At 66.1% G+C, this 18,310-nt stretch carries 19 protein-coding genes; 5 read left to right on the top strand and 14 right to left on the bottom strand.

Going from position 1 to position 18,310, the window contains the following annotated elements; all coding sequences use genetic code 11:
* Positions 1-57 precede the first annotated feature (57 nt).
* Positions 58-1,203: a hypothetical protein gene (locus CRM90_RS03325; protein WP_142391317.1), complete on the top strand. Its 1,146-nt coding sequence runs from the start codon at positions 58-60 to the stop codon at positions 1,201-1,203.
* On the opposite strand, the gene CRM90_RS03320 is transcribed toward CRM90_RS03325, so the two are convergent.
* The 4 genes from CRM90_RS03320 to CRM90_RS03305 all read right to left on the bottom strand — a co-directional run bounded on the left by CRM90_RS03320 (position 1,200) and on the right by CRM90_RS03305 (position 4,973).
* Positions 1,200-1,928, bottom strand: coding sequence for a TVP38/TMEM64 family protein (locus CRM90_RS03320; protein ID WP_102805577.1), 729 nt, complete (start codon positions 1,926-1,928; stop codon positions 1,200-1,202). The genes CRM90_RS03325 and CRM90_RS03320 overlap by 4 nt on opposite strands.
* Positions 1,929-2,741, bottom strand: a complete 813-nt coding sequence (locus tag CRM90_RS03315; protein WP_102805576.1) for an acyl-CoA thioesterase — start codon at positions 2,739-2,741, stop codon at positions 1,929-1,931.
* A complete protein-coding gene (locus CRM90_RS03310; protein ID WP_102805575.1) occupies positions 2,738-3,229 on the bottom strand; it encodes a winged helix-turn-helix transcriptional regulator in 492 nt (163 codons plus the stop codon). Before CRM90_RS03310 ends, CRM90_RS03315 begins: the two co-directional genes overlap by 4 nt.
* A gap of 85 nt (positions 3,230-3,314) precedes the next feature.
* The gene (locus CRM90_RS03305) at positions 3,315-4,973 is read right to left on the bottom strand and encodes a glycoside hydrolase family 183 protein (RefSeq protein WP_102805574.1); all 1,659 of its coding nucleotides are present in this window, start codon (positions 4,971-4,973) and stop codon (positions 3,315-3,317) included.
* Positions 4,974-5,294: 321 nt separating this feature from the next.
* Between CRM90_RS03305 and CRM90_RS03300 the strand changes: the two genes are divergently transcribed.
* Positions 5,295-5,579, top strand: coding sequence for a hypothetical protein (locus CRM90_RS03300; protein ID WP_102805573.1), 285 nt, complete (start codon positions 5,295-5,297; stop codon positions 5,577-5,579).
* On the opposite strand, the gene CRM90_RS03295 is transcribed toward CRM90_RS03300, so the two are convergent.
* Positions 5,563-6,036 (bottom strand): SRPBCC family protein, encoded by a 474-nt coding sequence (locus tag CRM90_RS03295; protein ID WP_102805572.1) that lies wholly within the window; start codon positions 6,034-6,036, stop codon positions 5,563-5,565. The two genes, CRM90_RS03300 and CRM90_RS03295, sit on opposite strands and share 17 nt — an antisense overlap.
* A 91-nt stretch (positions 6,037-6,127) precedes the next feature.
* Here CRM90_RS03295 and CRM90_RS03290 point away from each other — a divergent pair, with 91 nt between their 5' ends.
* On the top strand, positions 6,128-7,273 hold the full coding sequence (locus CRM90_RS03290; RefSeq protein WP_102805571.1) for a phosphotransferase family protein: 1,146 nt from the start codon (positions 6,128-6,130) through the stop codon (positions 7,271-7,273).
* Here CRM90_RS03290 and CRM90_RS03285 read toward each other — a convergent pair.
* The 3 genes from CRM90_RS03285 to CRM90_RS03275 all read right to left on the bottom strand — a co-directional run bounded on the left by CRM90_RS03285 (position 7,257) and on the right by CRM90_RS03275 (position 11,003).
* Positions 7,257-7,544, bottom strand: coding sequence for a hypothetical protein (locus CRM90_RS03285; protein ID WP_102805570.1), 288 nt, complete (start codon positions 7,542-7,544; stop codon positions 7,257-7,259). The genes CRM90_RS03290 and CRM90_RS03285 overlap by 17 nt on opposite strands.
* A 142-nt stretch (positions 7,545-7,686) precedes the next feature.
* Entirely contained in the window at positions 7,687-10,575 is a 2,889-nt protein-coding gene (locus CRM90_RS03280; RefSeq protein ID WP_102805569.1) for an MMPL/RND family transporter, read from the bottom strand.
* Positions 10,572-11,003: an MmpS family transport accessory protein gene (locus CRM90_RS03275; RefSeq protein WP_102805568.1), complete on the bottom strand. Its 432-nt coding sequence runs from the start codon at positions 11,001-11,003 to the stop codon at positions 10,572-10,574. The genes CRM90_RS03280 and CRM90_RS03275 overlap by 4 nt, the downstream gene beginning before the upstream one ends.
* Positions 11,004-11,339: 336 nt before the next feature.
* Between CRM90_RS03275 and CRM90_RS03270 the strand changes: the two genes are divergently transcribed.
* Both CRM90_RS03270 and CRM90_RS03265 read left to right on the top strand, forming a co-directional pair.
* Positions 11,340-11,678, top strand: coding sequence for a DUF732 domain-containing protein (locus tag CRM90_RS03270; protein ID WP_199189758.1), 339 nt, complete (start codon positions 11,340-11,342; stop codon positions 11,676-11,678).
* 5 nt (positions 11,679-11,683) lie between these two features.
* Entirely contained in the window at positions 11,684-12,139 is a 456-nt protein-coding gene (locus tag CRM90_RS03265; RefSeq protein ID WP_102805566.1) for an SRPBCC family protein, read from the top strand.
* Here CRM90_RS03265 and CRM90_RS03260 read toward each other — a convergent pair.
* Genes CRM90_RS03260 through CRM90_RS03235 form a run of 6 tightly spaced genes read right to left on the bottom strand, consistent with a single transcriptional unit; the run spans position 12,136 to position 18,264 of the window.
* Entirely contained in the window at positions 12,136-12,876 is a 741-nt protein-coding gene (locus CRM90_RS03260) for an SDR family NAD(P)-dependent oxidoreductase (RefSeq protein WP_102805565.1), read from the bottom strand. The genes CRM90_RS03265 and CRM90_RS03260 overlap by 4 nt on opposite strands.
* 15 nt (positions 12,877-12,891) lie before the next feature.
* Positions 12,892-13,341: a RodZ family helix-turn-helix domain-containing protein gene (locus CRM90_RS03255; protein ID WP_102805564.1), complete on the bottom strand. Its 450-nt coding sequence runs from the start codon at positions 13,339-13,341 to the stop codon at positions 12,892-12,894.
* A 12-nt stretch (positions 13,342-13,353) separates the two neighbouring features.
* A complete protein-coding gene (locus CRM90_RS03250) occupies positions 13,354-14,946 on the bottom strand; it encodes a dipeptide ABC transporter ATP-binding protein (protein ID WP_102805563.1) in 1,593 nt (530 codons plus the stop codon).
* On the bottom strand, positions 14,943-15,800 hold the full coding sequence (locus CRM90_RS03245; RefSeq protein WP_102805562.1) for an ABC transporter permease: 858 nt from the start codon (positions 15,798-15,800) through the stop codon (positions 14,943-14,945). The genes CRM90_RS03250 and CRM90_RS03245 overlap by 4 nt, the downstream gene beginning before the upstream one ends.
* Complete coding sequence (locus CRM90_RS03240; protein ID WP_502693225.1) at positions 15,797-16,738, bottom strand: ABC transporter permease; 942 nt, start codon at positions 16,736-16,738, stop codon at positions 15,797-15,799. The genes CRM90_RS03245 and CRM90_RS03240 overlap by 4 nt, the downstream gene beginning before the upstream one ends.
* On the bottom strand, positions 16,738-18,264 hold the full coding sequence (locus tag CRM90_RS03235) for an ABC transporter substrate-binding protein (RefSeq protein ID WP_102805561.1): 1,527 nt from the start codon (positions 18,262-18,264) through the stop codon (positions 16,738-16,740). Before CRM90_RS03235 ends, CRM90_RS03240 begins: the two co-directional genes overlap by 1 nt.
* Positions 18,265-18,310 lie beyond the last annotated feature (46 nt).

Raw genomic sequence — 18,310 nt, 5'->3', positions numbered from 1 at the left:
CTTACCCGGCAGTAGGTTCCCGAATGTCAGTACAACCTCAACATCTCGGGATTCCTCATGCAACGTGCTGTTCGTTCCTCCGTCATGGCGAGTGTGGCGCTGCTCGGCGCCGGCGTCATCGCCGCCTCGCCGATCGCCCCACCGGTGCCGGATCTCCATCTGCCCGCAATCCACCTGGACGCAACGACGCTCGCGGCTGCGGTCAGCCCCATCGACACCTACAAGCAGGTATTCGCAACCGCGACCGCCAACCTGCAAGCCCTCGTCGACGCCGCCGATCCCGGTGAGGTGCTCAAGCAGATCGTGGCCAATCAGGTGGCGAGCTTCACCGGCCTCGGCACGGCGCTGGGCGCCAGCGGCAGCGAGTTGTTCACAGCGCTGACGAAGACGGCTCCGGATTCGCTGCGGATCGCGTTGACCGCGCTCGCGGCCGGCGATGTCGAAACCGCCACCAACGCACTGCTGTTCGTTCCGCTGGCGGCGGCGCAGCCGATCATCAACTTGCTGCCTGCCCTTGAGAAGTTTTACACCCAGCCCGTCCAGAATCTCATCAACGTCGCCAAGGTCTTCGCCGACCCCGTCGGCGACGCGATGATTGCCGTCGGCCTGCTCAGCCCAGTCATCGAGGGTCTGGCCGCGTCCGGTACCGCGATCCAGAACGTCATCGACGCGACCCGCACCGGTGACGCGCAGCAGATCGCCAACGCGATCCTCACCGGCCCGGCGACCATCATCGACGGCGTCCTCAACGGTGGGTACGGTCCGGATCTCGGCCCGCTGGTCGGCGGCGGTATCACGGTGTTCGCCGGTGGACTTCTGAGCCAGGCGGGCGTGGTGTTCGATGCGAGCGGCAACTTCTTCATCAAACTGGGCGGTCCGATCAACACCCTTCAGACGCTGGCGCATCAGATCGCCACCGCGCTCAAGCCGCCGGCCACAACGACTGCTGCCGCGGTCAAAGCCCTACCCGCGGCATCGGCCGCAGCAGCCGACAAGCCGACCCCAGTGGCGGCGGCCACGGCCGAGGGGCCGGCCAAGGCCGAAGAATCGGCCACGCACGCCGCGCCCCAGACTGCGGCAAAAGCGGTGCGGCACAAGGCGGCATCGGCTTCGGCGGGTAAGAGCGGCGACGGTAAGTCCAACTCGGCCGGCGGGGCCAAGGGGCCGCACAAGGCGGGTGGCCGCGGACACAGCGGCCGCTAATCGGGAGTGGGTCTCTCCTCACCCCCGGGGAGGGGCCCACCCTCGCGCCGCCCACGCCAGCCGCGATACCCGCGATGGGCGGCGAACGCCCCGATGATCGCGGTGATGCACCACACCGCGATCGCGGTATAGCCCAGCGGCGACGACAGGTCCGAAATCGACGCGCCCAAGGCGGTATACACGAATGCGCGTGGCGCAGATCCGACGAATGCTCCAACCGCCATCTGCCACAACGGCATTCCGAACGCGCCGAATGCGTAGGACGCCAGTGCATCGGAGATGCCCGGCACGAACCGCTGACCGACCACCGCCCACAGGCCGCGGCGCTGGATCTGTGAGTCGATGCGGGGCGACCAGTCGGGGCCGAGCAGAGCCCGGGCGCTGTCGCGGCCGGCTCGCCTGCCCAGCAGAGCGGCGATGACCGCCGTCAGGACCGTCGAACCGAGAGTGACGAACGTGCCCAGCAGCGGGCCGAACAACACGCCACTGCCTGCGGCCAGCAGCGGGCCCGGAACGAACACGGCGGCCAATCCCGCGGACACCACGACGTAGACCAGGGGAGCGGCGGGACCCGTCGCCGATACCGCGGCGCGCACACCCGCCGGATCGATGACCTTGGACACCGCAACGAGGTAGAACAGTGTCAGCAGGGCCGCGACGAACAGCACGAGCCGCAGCACGTGCGGCCACCGCCGGGGTGCGGGCTGTTCGGGATCGTCGGCCATTCAGTCTTTGTAGTAGACGATCTGGTGACTGGTGGCCAGCAGGGTCCCGGTGCGGCCCCAGATCTGCGCGGTCTGATCGAAGTATCCGCGGGCGAACCGCTGGGCGTGCGCAGTGGCCAGAACGAAGTCGGAACCCTGCTCGGTGAGTTCGGTGCTGTCGACGTGGAAGTAGGTGGTCAGCGAGATGGTGCCGGCCGGCAGCATCCGGCCGCGGCGCAGGAACACGCGCGGGTAGAAGACATCGGTGAGCGCGCTCAGCGCCGGGAAATCCAGCCCGCGGACCGGGCGTTGTCGCACCCACAGCGTCGTCGTCGACGACGAAATTTCCGCCGCGTCCGTCGGCACCCCTCCCTCGACGTAGTGCATGTCGTAGTTGCGCATCCACGGGACCGGTCCGGGAACTGTTGTGTGCGCGATGCTTTCGGGATCGGGGGCGTCGGGCATGGTCGCTTCGGTGTCGGACCAAGCATCCCGGCGCAGCCCGAAGACGGCGGTGGCGGTCGTGGTGATGCCGTTCTCCTGGGTCACCTCGGCGGTCCAGTGCTGGTTGGTCCGGTTGGTGCGAACGGCGCGCACCTCGACATCGAAGGAGCCGTCGGTGACCGCGGCGAGATAGTTGACGGTCAGCGCGACGGGTTCGCCGATCCGATCCGGGTGCCGCTCGATCGCACGCACGATTGCAGCGGCCGTCACTCCACCGAACGGGCCCACCATGTTCGCGTAGTCCGGCGTGGTCTGGCCGACATAGCTCCCATTGGCGTTGTCAGACAGGCTGATCGCGGTGTCAAAAGGGTGCGTGGTGGTCGTGGTCATCGACTCGTCCTTCCGGTCGTGGCTGGGCGGGCGCCGGGACCCGGCCGCGGCTCGGTGTCGTGGGCGGTCAGCGGGGCGTGGTCGTCGCGACATCGCAGAACCAGTTCGACGGGATGGCCGCACTCCCGGTGCACGACCTCGACCGGTGGACCGGCCGCGTCGGCCTCCCACTTGTCGCCCCAGTGCATCAGCGCGATCACGGCCGGCAGCAGGTCGCGGCCCTTCTCGGTCAGCCGGTACTCGTGACGCTCCCGCTGGCCGGGCTCCTGATATGGCACCTTCCGCAACACGCCCGCCGCGACGAGGGTATTCAGGCGGTCGGTGAGAACCTGACGGGGACAGCCGATGCGGCTCTGGAACCGCTCGAAGCGCCGGGCGCCGTACAACGCCTCCCGCAGCACCAACAGAGTCCACTTCTCGCCGACGATGTCCAGTGCTCGCTTGACCGAACAGTTTTCGGCACTGATCAGGTCGCGGTCGATGGGCATAGCACCGAGACTAGCAGAGTCTGAATTTTGGACTCAGAGGGCGACGCCGAACGTCACACCGGCGACGTTGGTTGGGCGGGTGGCCTCAGACCAGAGTGGCCTTCAGCGAGGACAGGTCGGTCTTCATCAGCACGACGTTGTAGTTGCCCCACAGCGACATGTTCCAGTACAGCGTGCTGTCGTCGGGATTTCCGTTGCTGTCGACCAGCTTTCCGGTGCCCGACCACGGATGGATCATCGGCGCGTACAGGCCCGGATACGTCGCCGACGTCGCAACGGTGATCGGTGCCGACCATGCATCCTCGGGGGAGTCGGCGTAGCGCATCTTGACGTTGTTGTTGCCGTCGGCGTACATCATCACGTACTTGCCCAGATAGTCGTTGTACTGAACCGACATCTCGCTGACGTTGCCACCCGTCTTGGCGCCGAACAGGCCACCGAGCATTCCACCAAGCACGTTGGGGTTGTTGGCCCAGTCGATGACGGGTCCGAAAAGCCCGGCGGAGCGGGTGGAATCGCCGATGATCGGCGTGGCCGCGACGGGCTTGCCGGTAACCCAGGTGCTCGTGGTCGCGTTCCAGTACTGATACTTGGCCAGGTTGTTCACGTCGTCGACCGAGACCCGCGACAGATAGGCCGAACCGGCGCGACCCGACGGGGTGCCGAATGCGTAGAGGTACTGGGTGTCGCCCTCGGCGACCTGATCGGCGGGCTGCAGGACATACGCCGCCTGCTGGAAGTTCTGGTTACCGGGCACGTAGGGCTTCGTCGAGCCGAACCAGCTCGCCGAGCGGATGGTCGACCGCTGCAGCACCCACTTGTCCGTGGCCGGGTCGTACATCGAGATCGCCGAGTAGTTGGTGGTCCACCGGCCCGGGGTGTCCCAGGACTTGACCGACATGTAGTTGACGTACTGCTCGTTGTTCACCGAGATGGCCGACGTCGGGATGACCGTCACCTCGGAGCCGAGGAACGGGAACAGGACGCCGGAATTGCGCGGGATGAACTGGTAGGCGTAGCCGGTCTGTAGCAGGGTCAGGCCATTGGTCAGGTTCTTGTCCTGGCTGAGCAGCAGCACATTGGAGCGCCAGTCGCCGGTCATGCCCGGCGCGCTGAAGGTGTCGCCGAACGCCAGCTGGATGTTGCCGGTCAGCCCGTTCTCCCACATGATGCCGAGGTCGGTGCCGTAGATCCCGAAGCCCTTGGTGTTGTTCGTCTGCGGCCATCCGATGCCGGGGTAGGCGTTGTTGGCCTGCCCGGTCACCCAGCCGACCGGATACGACGGGATGGTGGTGGGTGCGGTCGGCACGGCTGCGGTCGACACCGCCGCGCTGGCGACGGCCGCACGTTGGGAGGTGGCCACACCGGTGGTGCCGGTCGTCACGCCGACTGCGGAGAGCAGCCCGGTGACGATCTTGGGTGCGGTGGGCTTGGCCGCGGCGTCGACCGCGCTGGTCTTTGGTGTGGCGGCGGCCTGGGGGGCCTTGTTGGCGCTGCGCGCGGTGAGCTTGTTCGTCGTGCGGGCCGACGATGCGGTGGTCTTGGGCTTCGACGGTCCGGACGAGCCGGTGCTGGACGAGCTGTGCGAAGCCGAGCTGTGCGACGACGAGCCCGAATCGCCCGACCCGGACCCCTCCGCCCACGCCGCGCCGGCGCCGGCGAGGATGGCCACCCCGACACCCAATCCCACTGCCAGGCCGCCGATGCGGCCCACATATGCCGAGGCATTATTCGTCGAACCCATTACTGCTTCCCCTTAGAAAACACTGAGAAGACGGTACCGCACCCGGCAAACCTCGTGGAGGACTCGGAGTCACAAGTCTGCAAACAAAATCACCGGGCATGCAATGACGAGAAGCCGGTCAGCTTGGGTGATCACGGCATACAGCCGAATGGTCCGGCGAACCCGCCGGCCCGCGTCGCGGAGCCGCGAGGAAACAACACCCTCGGCACGAATGTTTGCCAATTCCGGCAGTCCGTGGCAAGATCTCCGCTTGAACAGGCATTCAGGCCTATCTAAGGCCCCCGGCGAGGGCGAGATCGCCGCCTTCGGTAAAGGATTTTCATGAATTCGCCCTCTGTTTCTGCCCGTCTCGCTGCGGTCGTCGGCGGTGCCGCACTCGTTGCCATGGCGTCGTTTGTCGCCTCCTGCAGCAAGAACGAGAACCCGGCTCCGGCGCCGTCGGTCTCGACCACGACGTCCTCGACGTCACCGAGCCCGTCGGCGACGCCCACCGAGAAGGGGCTCAACCCGTCGAACCCCAACAAGTTCAGCCCGACGGTGATCGCTCCGCCGGCGCCGACCGACTCGGGCGGCAATCACCACCACGGACTCAACGGGATTGGCTGAGCTCCCGCGCGATAGCGGCGTGGTACCGGTCGATATTGGCCGGGTTGACGATTCGGAAGAAGCCGTCGGGCATCGGCGCGTCCTTGGGCGCCTCGATGGTCATCGTGCGGGTGAACAGCGTGATGTCCGGGCCGGGCGTGGTGAAGTGGTACTGGACGGTGATCCGTCCGTCCATTCCGCCATTGCCCTCCCGGTCGTGGCCCAGCCGGCCCACCGACGTGAACACCCACAGTTTCGGTCGCACGGCGATCGCCAAATGCCACGTGAAGATCCGGTCCCCGTCGGGCCCGCCCTCTTCCCACGTGTCGCCCACGGCCAGCGGTAGCTTGTCCAGCTTCCCCACGTAATTGCTGCCGGGGTAGGTCTTGGTCCAGTTGGCGGGATTGGTGACGAAGTCGTAGATCGTCTCCGGTGATTGGCTGAAGGCCGTCTCCGAGCTGGTGGTCACGATGCCCAATTGCCTTGCCTTTCATGTCGGCTGTGCGCGCAGTTTACACTTCCTCTCCAATTTGTAACTACGCGCGCCGCGGTGGCGGTATGGTCCACCGGTGCGATCAGCTGCACGCTTCGGCGTCCATCTCGGCCGCGGTGTGCGGCGTCTCGCTCTCGACGGTGCCCTCGGCGGCAGGCGGTCCTTTCCGCGCCGGATCGCCGACCTCACGCCGGCCGCGTTGTCCGCGATCATCGGCCGACCCGTCGACTCGGTGGCCGTTCTGGACGGCGCGGCCGGCACGTCGAGTCGTGCCCGTCTCGGCCTCACCGGCGCCGGCGTGCCGTCATCGGTGTTCGTGAAGATGACCGCCGCCACCGCCGCAATCCGAATGCTGGGGGAGCTGGCCGGACTCGGGGAGACCGAGGCCCGGTTCTACCGTGAGCTGGCGCCTGAACTCGGAGCGGGGATTCCGCGGTCATACGGCTCGGCGTTCGACGCGCTGACGGGTCGGTATGTGATCGTGCTGGAGGACATGTCGCGCACGCCATGCGAATTCCCCGACACCCTGCACCCACTGTCCACCGACCAGATGGCTCAAGTCGTCGAAGCGCTGGCCGGACTGCACGCGACATTCTGGGGCCGGTTACCGCAAAGGTCCGGTGGCGGTGGCCAATTCGGCTGGCTGCTGGCCCCGTCCGGTGACCCGGCCAATCTCATCACACCCACGGTGATGCGCGCCTCCGCGCGCCGGCTGGCCGGCTCGACGACGATACCCGTGCACGCCGGTCGCTATATCTGGGAGAACTTTCCCGCCGTCGCCGAACTGATCGACAGCGGCCCGCACACCGTCTTGCACGGCGACTCCCATCCCGGAAACACGTTCTTCCGCAACGGACATGCCGGATTGCTGGACTGGCAGGTGGTGCGCCGCGGTCATCCGTCGCGCGATCTTGCCTACGCGATCGTCCTCGGCACCCCCGTCGCCGACCGCGGCACTGTGGAGCGCGACCTACTCGATACGTATCGGAATGCACTGACGGACCGTGGCGGCCCGAACTTCGACCGTGACGAATTATGGACGCGATACCGGCAAGCCGTTGTGCACCCGTATCTTTCGGCGCTTGGCACTGCGGGCCTCGGTGGCATGCAGTCCGAAGGCATTGCCCTGGAGGGTCTGCGGCGGGCGGTGACGGCACTCGAGGAGCTCGAGACCGTCGAGGCGCTTCAACGCGGGCGCGCTGAGCCTACTTGGGGCAGTTGATGGTGATGTAGGCGAGGCCCTGGCTGCCCGCCGATCCCGTCGTGTTGATGTCGGTCACTGTGCACTGCGACAGCGGAGACAGCGGAGCGCCGTTCTCGTACTGCAACTGCACGTCGTAACCTGCTGCGTCGAGGTCCCGGATGGTCGCGGCGGCCGACTCCGATCCCGGCTCCGGGATGCTCGGGGGATCGGCAACAGCCAACGGGGCCAGCACAATCGACGTACCGACACCAATCAGCAGCGTCGCGAAGCAGCGCAGTTCGAGCGACATCGGAGTCCTTTCATCGGTGGCCGGTCTTCAGGGCTGCCGTCAAGGATGACAGCAAAGTCATGGCCGGACTTACCGATGTGCGAACGGCGGTTGAACAGGTGCCGAACAGCCGACGACTCGCCAGGTGAGCTCGCCGCGCTGATCAGGTCGAGCCGCCGGGCGCGTTCGCGTCCGCGGGCCGCCGGTCCGCCGCCTCCTGCGGCGTCGGCCATGACTCCGGCAGCGGGCGCTGGCGCACCCGCTGCGGCCACCAGAACCACCGACCCAGCAGGGCCGCGATCGACGGCGTCATGAACGACCGAATCACCAAGGTGTCGAACAACAGGCCCAAGGCGATCGTCGTACCCACCTGGCCGCCGACCCGAAGGGGACTGACCGCCATCGAGGCCATCGTGAAAGCAAAGACCAGGCCGGCCGACGTCACCACCGATCCACTGCCGCCCATCGCCCGGATGATGCCGGTGTTGAGGCCGGCGTGGATCTCCTCCTTGAACCGCGCGACCAGAAGCAGGTTGTAGTCCGATCCCACCGCCAACAGGATGATCACCGCCATCGCGATGACCAGCCAGTGCAATGGCTGACCCAGAATGTGTTGCCACAGTAGGACTGACAGCCCGAACGACGCACCGAGCGACAGCACCACCGTGCCGACGATCACCGCCGCCGCCACCACGCTTCGGGTGATCACCAACATGATGATGAAGATCAGACACAGCGCCGCGATACCGGCGATCATCAGGTCGTAGTTCGCGCCCTCCTGCATGTCCTTGTAGACCGACGCGGTGCCGCCGAGATAGACCCTCGAGCCCTCCAGTGGGGTGCCCTTGATCGCTTCGAAAGCGGCGTTCTTGATCTTGTCGATGTGTGAGATGCCTTCCGGCGTCGCGGGATCTCCTTCGTGGGAGATGATGAACCGCACCGCTTTTCCGTCCGGCGAGACGAACATCTTCAGGCCGCGCTTGAACTCCGGGTTGTCGAACACCTCGGGCGGCAGATAGAAGGAGTCGTCGTTCTTCGAGGCGTCGTACGCCTGGCCCAATGCCGTGGCATTCTGCTGCATGGCGTCCATCTGATCCTGCAGCCCACCCATGGTCGACTGCATGGTCAGCATCGTGGTCTTCATGGTCTTCATGGTCGCGATCATCGGCGGCATGACCTCGAGCATCTTGGGCATCAGGACGTCGAGCCTGTCCATGTCGACCACCAATGCCCCGAGATCGTCACTGAGCGTGTCGATTCCGTCGAGGGAGTCGAAGATCGACCGCATCGACCAGCAGATCGGGATGTCGAAGCAGTGCGGCTCCCAATAGAGGTAATTGCGGATCGGCCGGAAGAAGTCGTCGAAATCGGAGATGTTGTCCCGGATTTCGTTGGTGTCGGCCACCATCTGCTTGGTCTTGCCCACCATGCTGTGGGTGATCCCGACCATCTCTTTGGTCAGCGCCAGCATGCGCTCCATGGTGTCGATGGTGACCTGCAGCTCGTCACCCATCTTCAGCATGTCCTTCATGCGGTCCTGCAGATAGGACATGTTCATCGTCTGGTTGGTGCCCTGCATGCTGATGATGAACGGGATCGAGGTGTGCTCGATCGGGGTGCCGAGTGGGCGCGTGATCGTCTGCACCCGACCGATGCCCGGAATGTGGAAGACGGTCTTGGCGATGCGGTCGATGACGAGCATGTCGGCCGGGTTGCGCACATCGTGGTCGGTTTCGATCAGCAGGAGCTCGGGATTCATCCGGGCCTGCGGGAAGTGCCGGTCGGCGGCCGCGTAACCCTGGTTGGCGGGGATGCTGCCGGGCAGGTAATAGCGATCGTTGTAATTGGTCTTGTACGACGGCAGCGCCAGCAGTCCGATCAACGACAGCGCGATCGAGGCGACCAGGATCGGTCCGGGCCAGCGAACCACCGCGGCGCCGACACGTCGCCAGGTACGGGTGTTCATCTTCCGCTTGGGCTCGAACAGGCCGAACCGCCCGCCGATCGAGATGACGGCCGCGCCGAGGGTCAGCGCCGCGATGACGACGACGAGCATGCCTATGGCCAGCGGGAAGCCCAGCGATTGGAAGTACGGCAGCCGGGTGAAGTGCAGGCAGAATGTCGCGCCGGCGATGGTCAGGCCCGAACCCAGGATCACATGCGACGTGCCGTGATACATGGAGTAGAAGGCCGTCTCGCGGTCCTCACCGGCCAGTCTTGCCTCGTGATAACGGCCGATCAGGAATATCGCGTAGTCGGTCGCGGCGGCGATGGCCAAGGTGGCGAGCAGGTTCACCGCGAACGTCGACAGGCCGATGAGTTCGTAGTGGCCGAGGAAGGCGATGACCCCCCTGGCCGCGGTGAGCTCGGTGAACACCATCACGAGCACGAGGATCACCGTCGTGATCGATCGGTAGACCAGCAGCAGCATCACGAAGATGACGCCGATCGTGATGGCCTCGATCAGTTTGACCGCCGAGTCGCCGGCGTTGTGTTGGTCGTGGCTCAACGCCGTCGGTCCGGTGACGTAGACCTTTATCCCCGCGGGCGGGGGATTGTCGTCGACGATCTTGCTGACCGCGTCGATCGATTCGTTGGCCAGCGCCTCGCCCTGGTTGCCTGCCAGGTAGACCTGGACGTAGGCGGCTTTGCCGTCCGCGCTCTGGGATCCGGCGGCGGTCAGCGGATCACCCCAGAAGTCCTGGATGTGCTCGACGTGCTTGGTGTCCGCCCGCAGCTTCTGCATCAAGCCGTCGTAGTAGTGGTGCGCCTCGGGGCCCAGCTGGTGATCGCTTTCGAGCAGCACCATCGCACTGCTGTTGGAGTCGAACTCCTGAAAGTCCTTGCCAACCTTCTTCATCGCCTTCATCGACGGCGCGTCCTCGGGAGCCAGCGAGACCGTGTGCTCCTGGCTCACCTGTTCCAGCGAGGGAACCGCGACACTGAGGACGACGACCAAGCCCAGCCACAGCAGGACGATCGGCACCGAGAACGCCCGGACGAACCGGGGGATCAACGGATTCTTCTTGGGCGGGGTCTGCAGGTCGATCATGCGGACTTCACCAGGCAGAAGGTCTGGGCATTGACTCCGGTGGAGGTCTTCTCGTCCTTGAGCACGCCGTCGACGAGGATGCGGCACCCGATCGTGTCGGTGTCGCCCTGGGCGACGATGTTGGCGCTGGCGGCCGGGGCGGTCGTGGTGAGCGTCAACGACCAGGGCAGCGTGATGTCACGGGCGATCTGCGGTTGCGCGTCCAGGTCGAGATAGTTGATGGTTGCCACAGCGCCTTCGGGGCCAAAGATCTGATAGGTCACTTGCTTGGGGTTGAACGGCTTGGTGTCGTTGGCCAGGCCGCTACCGGGACGGGTGAGCTCGGTCTTGCCGAAGACACCGTGCAGGCGGACGACGCCGAACGCGGCGATGGCGACCACAACCACGATGAGCAGCGGTATCCACGCCCGCCTGAGTGCCTTGACCATAGGATTTCCCGACGAAACTACGACGCCGGCACGGACAGCGCGGTGACTCCTTCGGCGCCGTTCGTGAGCGCGGCCGTCCGTCCCATCTCAACCCCGATTTCTTGTATGTCGCGATAGCTTAGCTGACTTAACGTAAGAGATTAGCTCACTTAATTGATCGGACGATACCCCCCGGTAACGGCTGTAATCGATTCTCCCTCGGCGTTCGTGCCCGAGGTCACATCGCCGACCGCAGTCGGCTGTGGTCACACCCGCGGAGGGCCGATTTCACCGTCGTGCGGCCAATTGTGCGGGATGGCTCGTGCAGCAGTGTTTAGCTGTCCTACAATCTTGGCCATGAACGTTACGAGGCTTGCCATGGCCGCCGTTGCGGCCGTTGCGGCGCCGATTGTGCTGGCCGCGCCGTCGCACGCCGACCCCGACACCGATTTCGCCAATCAGTTGCACACGTTCGGGATCTACGGGCCTCGTGACTACAACGCATGGATCGGCAAGATCACCTGCAAGCGGCTGGCCACCGGCCTGGACAAGGACGCGTACGCCTCGGCGAAGTTCCTGGTGACCAACCTGCCGCTGGGTACCACCCAGGGCCAGGCTCTGCAGTTCCTCGGCGCTGCGATCGGCACTTATTGCCCGGACCAGGTCGGCGTTCTGCAGGCAGTCGCCGTCCAGTAGTCGGCGTGGCAGGTCCCGTCGACCGGGTCGTCGCACAGGACGTGCCCGGCGCACCCGATGCGGTGCGCGCGCACTACGTCGATCTGAACAACATCAAGGACGTGCACCCGCTGGTGGTGTCTGTCGAAACGCTGTCGCACACGGTCAACGACGACGGCTACGTCCACGTCTACCGGGTTCGTGACCGCATCCCGCTCGGCATCGCGAGCCTTCCGATCACCTATACGGCCCGACTCGAGGTTCCTGAGTCCGGTCCGGTTCGCACCGAGGCCCGCCAGTTCCCGGCCGTTCGGCTGGACTCGGTGGTGTCCTTCGATCCGATACCCGTCGGCACCCGGCTGACCGAACGCATCCGGTTCACCGCGCCGTGGCCGCTGCTCGGTATCACCGTGCGGCAGGCGGTTGACGCCCACGAGGAGATGCTGGCCGGCATTCGCCGCCACTTCGAGGCCTCGGGTTAGCCCGCCGTCTTGCCGTTGTCGACGTTGTAGACCGCGCCGTGGATGGTCGTCGCATCGTCGCTCGCCAGGAACGCGATCACCTTCGCCACATCGGCAGGCGCCATCATCCCGCGGGGAGCGGCGATGCGCATGATCAGATCCCAGTCCGCGTCCTCGGGGGTCTTGAACTCGGTCACCTGCGGGGTGAGCATGCCGCCCGGGCAGATGACGTTCACCCGCAGCTGTTCCTTGGTGTATTCGATCGCCAGGGCCTTCGTCATTCCGACCAGCCCGTGCTTGGCCGCGCAGTACGCAGCTGAATACACCTCACCCTCGATGCCGGCGATCGAGGCGACATTGACGATGTTGCCGCCCACCTCCAGCAGCTTCGGCAGCGCCGCGCGGGTCAGATAGAACGGGCCGTTCAGGTTGACGGCGAGGTCGTAATCCCAGTCCTCGTCGGTGACCGACGTGGTGCGCCGCATCTGGTGAAAACCCGCCGCGTTCACCAGCACGTCGAGCCGCCCGAACTTTTCGACGCACTGCGCGACCGCGTCCTGGCAGGCCTGTGCGCTGGTGATGTCGACCGACGAATAGGCGCCGCCGGGAACAGATTCGAACACCGTCGCCATCCGCTCGGCGTCTCGCGCGATGCCGAAGACCGATGCACCGCGCTCGGCGAACACCTGCGCCGTCGCAGCCCCGAGGCCCGACGACGCGCCGGTCACCAGGGCGACCTTTCCGTCCAGCTGTGTCATAACCCGACCCTTCGCTCAAGCGTGTACGTCGCGAAGTCCCTTCGCGTTGCGTAGTCCCGAGCAGTTGTAGCACCCAACGCAGCCGACGCAGTCGGTGCATCTCACACAGCCGACGCAGGCGGTGCAACCCCGGCATGCGACGCACGCCAGGCACGCCACGCATTTGCGGAGCCGCACCGAGAACACCGAGAGCACGCTGCCGGCGATCAGCGCGCTGCCCGAGGTGGCCACCGAGCCGACAACGAGGGCGCTGCCCGCGGTGGCGATGGATCCGACGACGGCGGCGCTGCCCGCCGTCGCAATCGAGGCGTTGACCACCGCGCTGCCGACGGTGGCGATGGACCCGGCGACGACTGCGCTGCTGATGGTGCTGACTGATCCGGCCACGACCGCGCTGTCGGTGGTGGCGACCGAGCCGGCGACGGTGGCCGCCTCGGAGGGTTCGATGACGGCGAGTGTTTTCACGCCACGAGCATGTCAGCCTGCGCGCGGTCGTGCTGGCGGTACGGCCGCCAAGAGGGCGCGGGTGTACTCCTGCTCGGGCGTCGCGAGTAGGTCGGCGGCGGGCCGGTATTCGACGGTGGCGCCACCGCGCAGCACCAGCACGTCGTGGCTCATCCGTTCCACGACCGCCAGGTCGTGCGAGATGAACAGGTAGGTCAGTCCGAGGTCGCGCTGCAGGTCGGCGAGCAGATCCAGAACCCGGGACTGGACCGAGACGTCGAGGGATGCTGTTGCCTCGTCGAGAATGACCAGTTCCGGTTCGGCAGCGAGCGCCCGGGCGATGCTGACCCGCTGCCGCTGGCCCCCGGACAGTTCATGCGGATAGCGCGACGCGAACTCGCCCGGTAGGCCGACCAGCTCCAGCAGTTCGGCCACCCGCGCGCTGCGAGCGGACTTACCGCGCCGAATGCGATGCACAGCAAGGGGTTCGGCGATCGCCGAACCGATGCGGGAGCGCGGGTCGAGTGCCGCGAACGGGTCCTGCAGCACCAGGCTGATCCGGCGTCGCAGCGCCTTCTCGTCCGCGCCGCGCACCCCGAGAATGTCCACCCCGTCCAGCGTCGCCGTGCCAGACGTGGGGGTGACCAGTCCGGTCAGGGCACCGGCCACCGTCGACTTACCGGACCCGGATTCGCCGACCAGACCCAGGGTGGTGCCGCGGCGGATCTGGAATGAGAGGTCGTCGACGGCCGTGATCCCGCCGAATCGCACATGAAGCCTCTCGACGTCCAGCAGGACAGCGGCATCGGCCGGCGCGGGCGGTGGCCCGCCGGCGCCGATCAGGGGTCGAGCGTCGAGCAGTTCACGGGTGTAGGGATGACTCGGGGAGTCGAAGATGTCCAGGATCGGTGCCTGTTCCACCGACACCCCGTCCTGCAGCACCGTGACGGTGTCGGCCACCTGCCCGACGAGGCCCAGATCGTGGCTGATCCACACCACCGCGGCGCCGAAATCGCGCTGCAGATCCTTGATCAGGGCGACGATCTGCGCCTGCGTGGTCACGTCCAGGGCAGTGGTCGGTTCGTCGGCGACCAGAAGTTCGGGGTCGCAGGCCAGCGCGATCGCCACCATGACCCGTTGTCGCTGACCGCCCGAGAGCTGATGCGGGTAACTGTCCAGGCGCCGTTCCGCCTCGGGCAGCCCGACGGCCTCCAGCAGTTCGAGGGCGCGCTGCCGGGCACCGCGCCGGGTCAGGTTCTTGTGTGCCTGAAGGGATTCGGTGATCTGCCGCTCCAGCGTCAGCAGCGGATTGAGTGACGTACCGGGGTCCTGGAACACGAAGCCGATACGCCCGCCGTGCACGCTGCGCAGCACCCGGGGTTTCGCACCCACCAGCTGAATCGTGCGCGAATCATCATTGGGCGCAAGCAGACTCGAGCCGGTTGTGACCGCGCCCGGGGTGTCCAGCAAACCGGTGGCTGCCAGTGCCGTCATCGTCTTGCCGGAGCCGGATTCGCCGACAATCCCCAATGTCTGCTCAGGCTCGACATCGAATGAGATGCCCCGCACGATCTCTCGGCGACCGAGCCGCACGTGCAGATCGCGCACACTGAGCACGGGAGTCATGAGCCCCGCCCGGCTTCGGTGGACGTGCGCTGCTTGGGATCCAGGACGTCGCGGAGCCCGTCGCCCAGCAGGTTGAACGCCAGCACGATCACGAAGATCGCCGCGCCGGGGAACACCGCCACCCACCACGCCAGCGTGACGAACCCCTGCGAGTCGAAGATCATCCGGCCCAGGGACGGCTGCGGCGGTTGCAGTCCCAGCCCGAGGAACGACAGCGCAGCCTCGGAGAGGATCGCGAACGCCAGCGACAGCGACGTCTGCACGATCAGCGGCCCGGCGATGTTGGGAAGTATGTGGTGAGCCAGGATGTAGCGGTGCGGGCTGCCCATCGAACGTGACACCGCCACATACGGTTCCACTCGTACACCCAGTGTGCTGGCCCGGGCAACCCGGGCGAAGATCGGCGTATACACCACGCCGATGGCCAGCATGGTGGTGGTCAGCCCCGGGCCGAGGACGGCGACGATCGCCAACGCCAGCAACAGAACCGGGAACGCGAACATCACGTCGACGCATCTCATCAACACCGTGTCCGCCCAGCCGCCCCGGTACCCGGCGAACAAGCCAATGCTCACCCCCACGACAAGAGCGAACGCGACGCTGACGACCGCGACCTCCAGCGACGCCCGAGTCGCGACCAGTACCCGGGAGGCGATGTCGCGGCCGAGCTCGTCGGTGCCGAACCAGTGTGCGCCGCCGGGAGCCTGCAGGGCATTCGGCACATCCACATCGTTGACTCCAGACGGGGCCAACCACGGTGCGCCGAGGGCCGCGACGACGATGGCCAGCAGCAGTATCGCACTGATCAAGGCGACCGGATTACCAAGCAGCAAGCGCCAATTCGACACTCTCATGACAGCCGGATCCGTGGATCGGCCACCCCGTACAGCACGTCGACGATCAGGTTGATCAGCAGGAACAACGCGGCGATCAGCAGCACCGCACCCTGGATCACCGGATAGTCGCGGGCGGCGACCGCGTTGAAGGTCAGCCGCCCCAATCCGGGCCACGCGAAGACCACCTCGACGACGATCACGCCGCCGAGGATCGTCGCCAGCTGAATACCGGTGATGGTCAACACCGGAACCAGCGCGTTGCGCACGATGTGCCGCGACGTGATCACCATGGGTGCAAGTCCTTTGGACCGGGCGGTTCGCACGTAGCCGGCCTCGGCGACCTCCAGCACCGCGGACCGGACATACCGGGTCATGATCGCTCCGGCCACCAATCCGACCGTGAGGCCGGGCAATACGATGTGGCGCAGCCATCCGCCAGGGTCCTGCAACAGCGGCCGGTACCCGGATGTGGGCAACCAGCCCAGGGTCGAGGCGAACAGGCCGATCAGCAGGATCGCCATCCAGAAGTCTGGGATCGAGACACCGAATTGGCTTGCCACCCGGATGATTCCGTCACCCGGCCGACCGCGGTGCAGAGCCGAATAGATGCCCGCGGGCACCGCGATCAGGAGCGCGATCAGGATGCCGACCAGGGCAAGGGACACCGTGGCGGGCAGCCGCTCGAGCAGTGTCGCGGTCACCGGTTCGCCGTTGCGGAAGCTGACCCCGAGGTCGCCGGTCAGCGCCGAGCCGGCGTAGGAGAAGAACTGTGTGATCAGCGGGCGGTCGAGACCGCTGGCCGAGCGCAGGGCTTGGTAGGCCTCCGGTGTGTAGCGGGTGCCCAATGCGATGCGCACCGGGTCGCCGGGCACCAGGTGCACCAACGCGAACACCACGACAAGCACACCGAACATCACCACCGCCGAGTACAGCAGGCGTCGCAGAAGAAACGCGATCACGCCGCACCACCCCTCGTCAGGTAGGCCGAGCGAAACCTCACGGCCCCGTCGCGGCGGGCGTCATATCCGGCCAGGCTGGTCGACCACGCCTGAATGACCGAGGGGTTGTAGAGGTAGATGTAGCTGGCCTTGTCGGCGATGATCGTCGCGGCGCGGGCGTACTCGTCGTGGCGGCGCGCACGGTCGGTCTCCTCGCGCGCGGCGTCCAGTAGTCGGTCGACAACCGGATCGGAGAACTTCTGCGCATTGCTCGAGCCGCCGGTGTGGTGCTGGGCGTAGTAGAAGTCGTCGGGATCGATGTTGCCGAGCCACCCCATCATCAGCATGTCGAAGTGGCCGCTGTTCTGTTCGTCGAGCCAGGTCGCGAAGTCGACGGTGCGGATGCTGACGTCGATGCCTATCCCCGCGAGGTTGTCGGCGATGATCTGCGCCGCGGTGACCGTCTCCGGGTACTCGCTGGTCACCAGCATGTCCAACTTCTGGTTGCCGATCCCGGCCTGCCGGAGAAGATCCCGGGCCCGGTCTTCGTCGTGGCGGTAGCGGTCGTACGGCGTGTACCACGGGTTACCTGCGGGAATCGCAAGCTGATTCGCAGTGGCGGTCCCGTAGCTGGTGGCTTGCACGATCGACGCCCGGTCGATGCCGTAGGCGATGGCCTGCCGTACCCGTTCGTCATTCCACGGAGCGCGTGCCTCGTTGAGCGCCAGATACCAGTAGTCGTTGGACGGCGTGACGGCCAAGTGGATCGAGTCGTCGCCCTTCAACTGCTCGACACGCTGCGGCGGAATCGCGTCGGTCCAGTCGATCTCACCGGCCTGCAGTGCCGACAACGCCGTCGACGGTTCGGAGATGAACCGGAACGTCACCCCCGGAACCTTCGGGGCGCCGCCCCAGTAGCTCTTGTTCGCGGTCAGGGTGATCGAGTCACCGCTCTTGCGTCCGGTGAAGGCGAACGGTCCGGTGCCCACCGGATGCGTTGCGATCTGGCCGCTTTCGACGTTGCGACGCTGCACGATCGCCATCCCTTTGAAGCCGCCGAGGTTCGTCAGCAGGTTCGGGGTGGGGTGCCGGACGTCGATGACGACCGTCTGCGGATCCGGTGCGCGCACGTCGCGAACCGCGCTGAGCTTGTCGACGTTGGCGAGTTTCTCATCGATGATCCGCCGGTAGGAGTAGACGACATCGGAAGCGCGCAGTGGCGAACCGTCGTGCCAGCTGACGCCGGGGCGCAGGTGAAAGGTCCAGCTGAGTTGGTCGGGGGAGACCTCCCAGGATTCGGCGAGTGCCGGTCGCATCTCGAGGTTCTCGTCGGGCTCGACCAGGGTGTCGAAGACATTCTCCAGCACCTCGAAGGAGAAGTACGCGGTGCTGCGCTGGGGATCGAGCTGGTCTGGTTCGCCGGCGATCGCAGCCGTGATGTTGCCCGCCGAGGCGCCGCCCAGATCGACCCGCGAGCCCATCGAACACGCCGCCAGCAACCCGATCATTACGAGGGCAGCGGTCAATACCGCTGGTCGTCTCATGATGGGATGCGAGTTTCCCGAACCGTTGATAGGTAAACGCCGTCGC

Origin of the sequence: Mycobacterium sp. ENV421 (genome assembly GCF_002887815.1) — a bacterium.
GTDB lineage: Bacteria > Actinomycetota > Actinomycetes > Mycobacteriales > Mycobacteriaceae > Mycobacterium.
Note: the sequence above shows the minus strand (reverse complement) of the source record. Positions and strands in the feature narration are given on the sequence as shown.

What these genes read in the sequence shown, in the direction of transcription:
- CRM90_RS03315 (WP_102805576.1), bottom strand. Translation starts at nt 2,741, where the DNA reads ATGACCACGACCACCACGCACCCTTTTGACACCGCGATCAGCCTGTCT.
- CRM90_RS03310 (WP_102805575.1), bottom strand. Translation starts at nt 3,229, where the DNA reads ATGCCCATCGACCGCGACCTGATCAGTGCCGAAAACTGTTCGGTCAAG.
- CRM90_RS03280 (WP_102805569.1), bottom strand. Translation starts at nt 10,575, where the DNA reads ATGATCGACCTGCAGACCCCGCCCAAGAAGAATCCGTTGATCCCCCGG.
- CRM90_RS03260 (WP_102805565.1), bottom strand. Translation starts at nt 12,876, where the DNA reads ATGACACAGCTGGACGGAAAGGTCGCCCTGGTGACCGGCGCGTCGTCG.
- CRM90_RS03270 (WP_199189758.1), top strand. Translation starts at nt 11,340, where the DNA reads ATGAACGTTACGAGGCTTGCCATGGCCGCCGTTGCGGCCGTTGCGGCG.
- CRM90_RS03300 (WP_102805573.1), top strand. Translation starts at nt 5,295, where the DNA reads ATGAATTCGCCCTCTGTTTCTGCCCGTCTCGCTGCGGTCGTCGGCGGT.
- CRM90_RS03305 (WP_102805574.1), bottom strand. Translation starts at nt 4,973, where the DNA reads ATGGGTTCGACGAATAATGCCTCGGCATATGTGGGCCGCATCGGCGGC.
- CRM90_RS03320 (WP_102805577.1), bottom strand. Translation starts at nt 1,928, where the DNA reads ATGGCCGACGATCCCGAACAGCCCGCACCCCGGCGGTGGCCGCACGTG.
- CRM90_RS03325 (WP_142391317.1), top strand. Translation starts at nt 58, where the DNA reads ATGCAACGTGCTGTTCGTTCCTCCGTCATGGCGAGTGTGGCGCTGCTC.
- CRM90_RS03235 (WP_102805561.1), bottom strand. Translation starts at nt 18,264, where the DNA reads ATGAGACGACCAGCGGTATTGACCGCTGCCCTCGTAATGATCGGGTTG.
- CRM90_RS03250 (WP_102805563.1), bottom strand. Translation starts at nt 14,946, where the DNA reads ATGACTCCCGTGCTCAGTGTGCGCGATCTGCACGTGCGGCTCGGTCGC.
- CRM90_RS03275 (WP_102805568.1), bottom strand. Translation starts at nt 11,003, where the DNA reads ATGGTCAAGGCACTCAGGCGGGCGTGGATACCGCTGCTCATCGTGGTT.
- CRM90_RS03245 (WP_102805562.1), bottom strand. Translation starts at nt 15,800, where the DNA reads ATGAGAGTGTCGAATTGGCGCTTGCTGCTTGGTAATCCGGTCGCCTTG.
- CRM90_RS03285 (WP_102805570.1), bottom strand. Translation starts at nt 7,544, where the DNA reads ATGTCGCTCGAACTGCGCTGCTTCGCGACGCTGCTGATTGGTGTCGGT.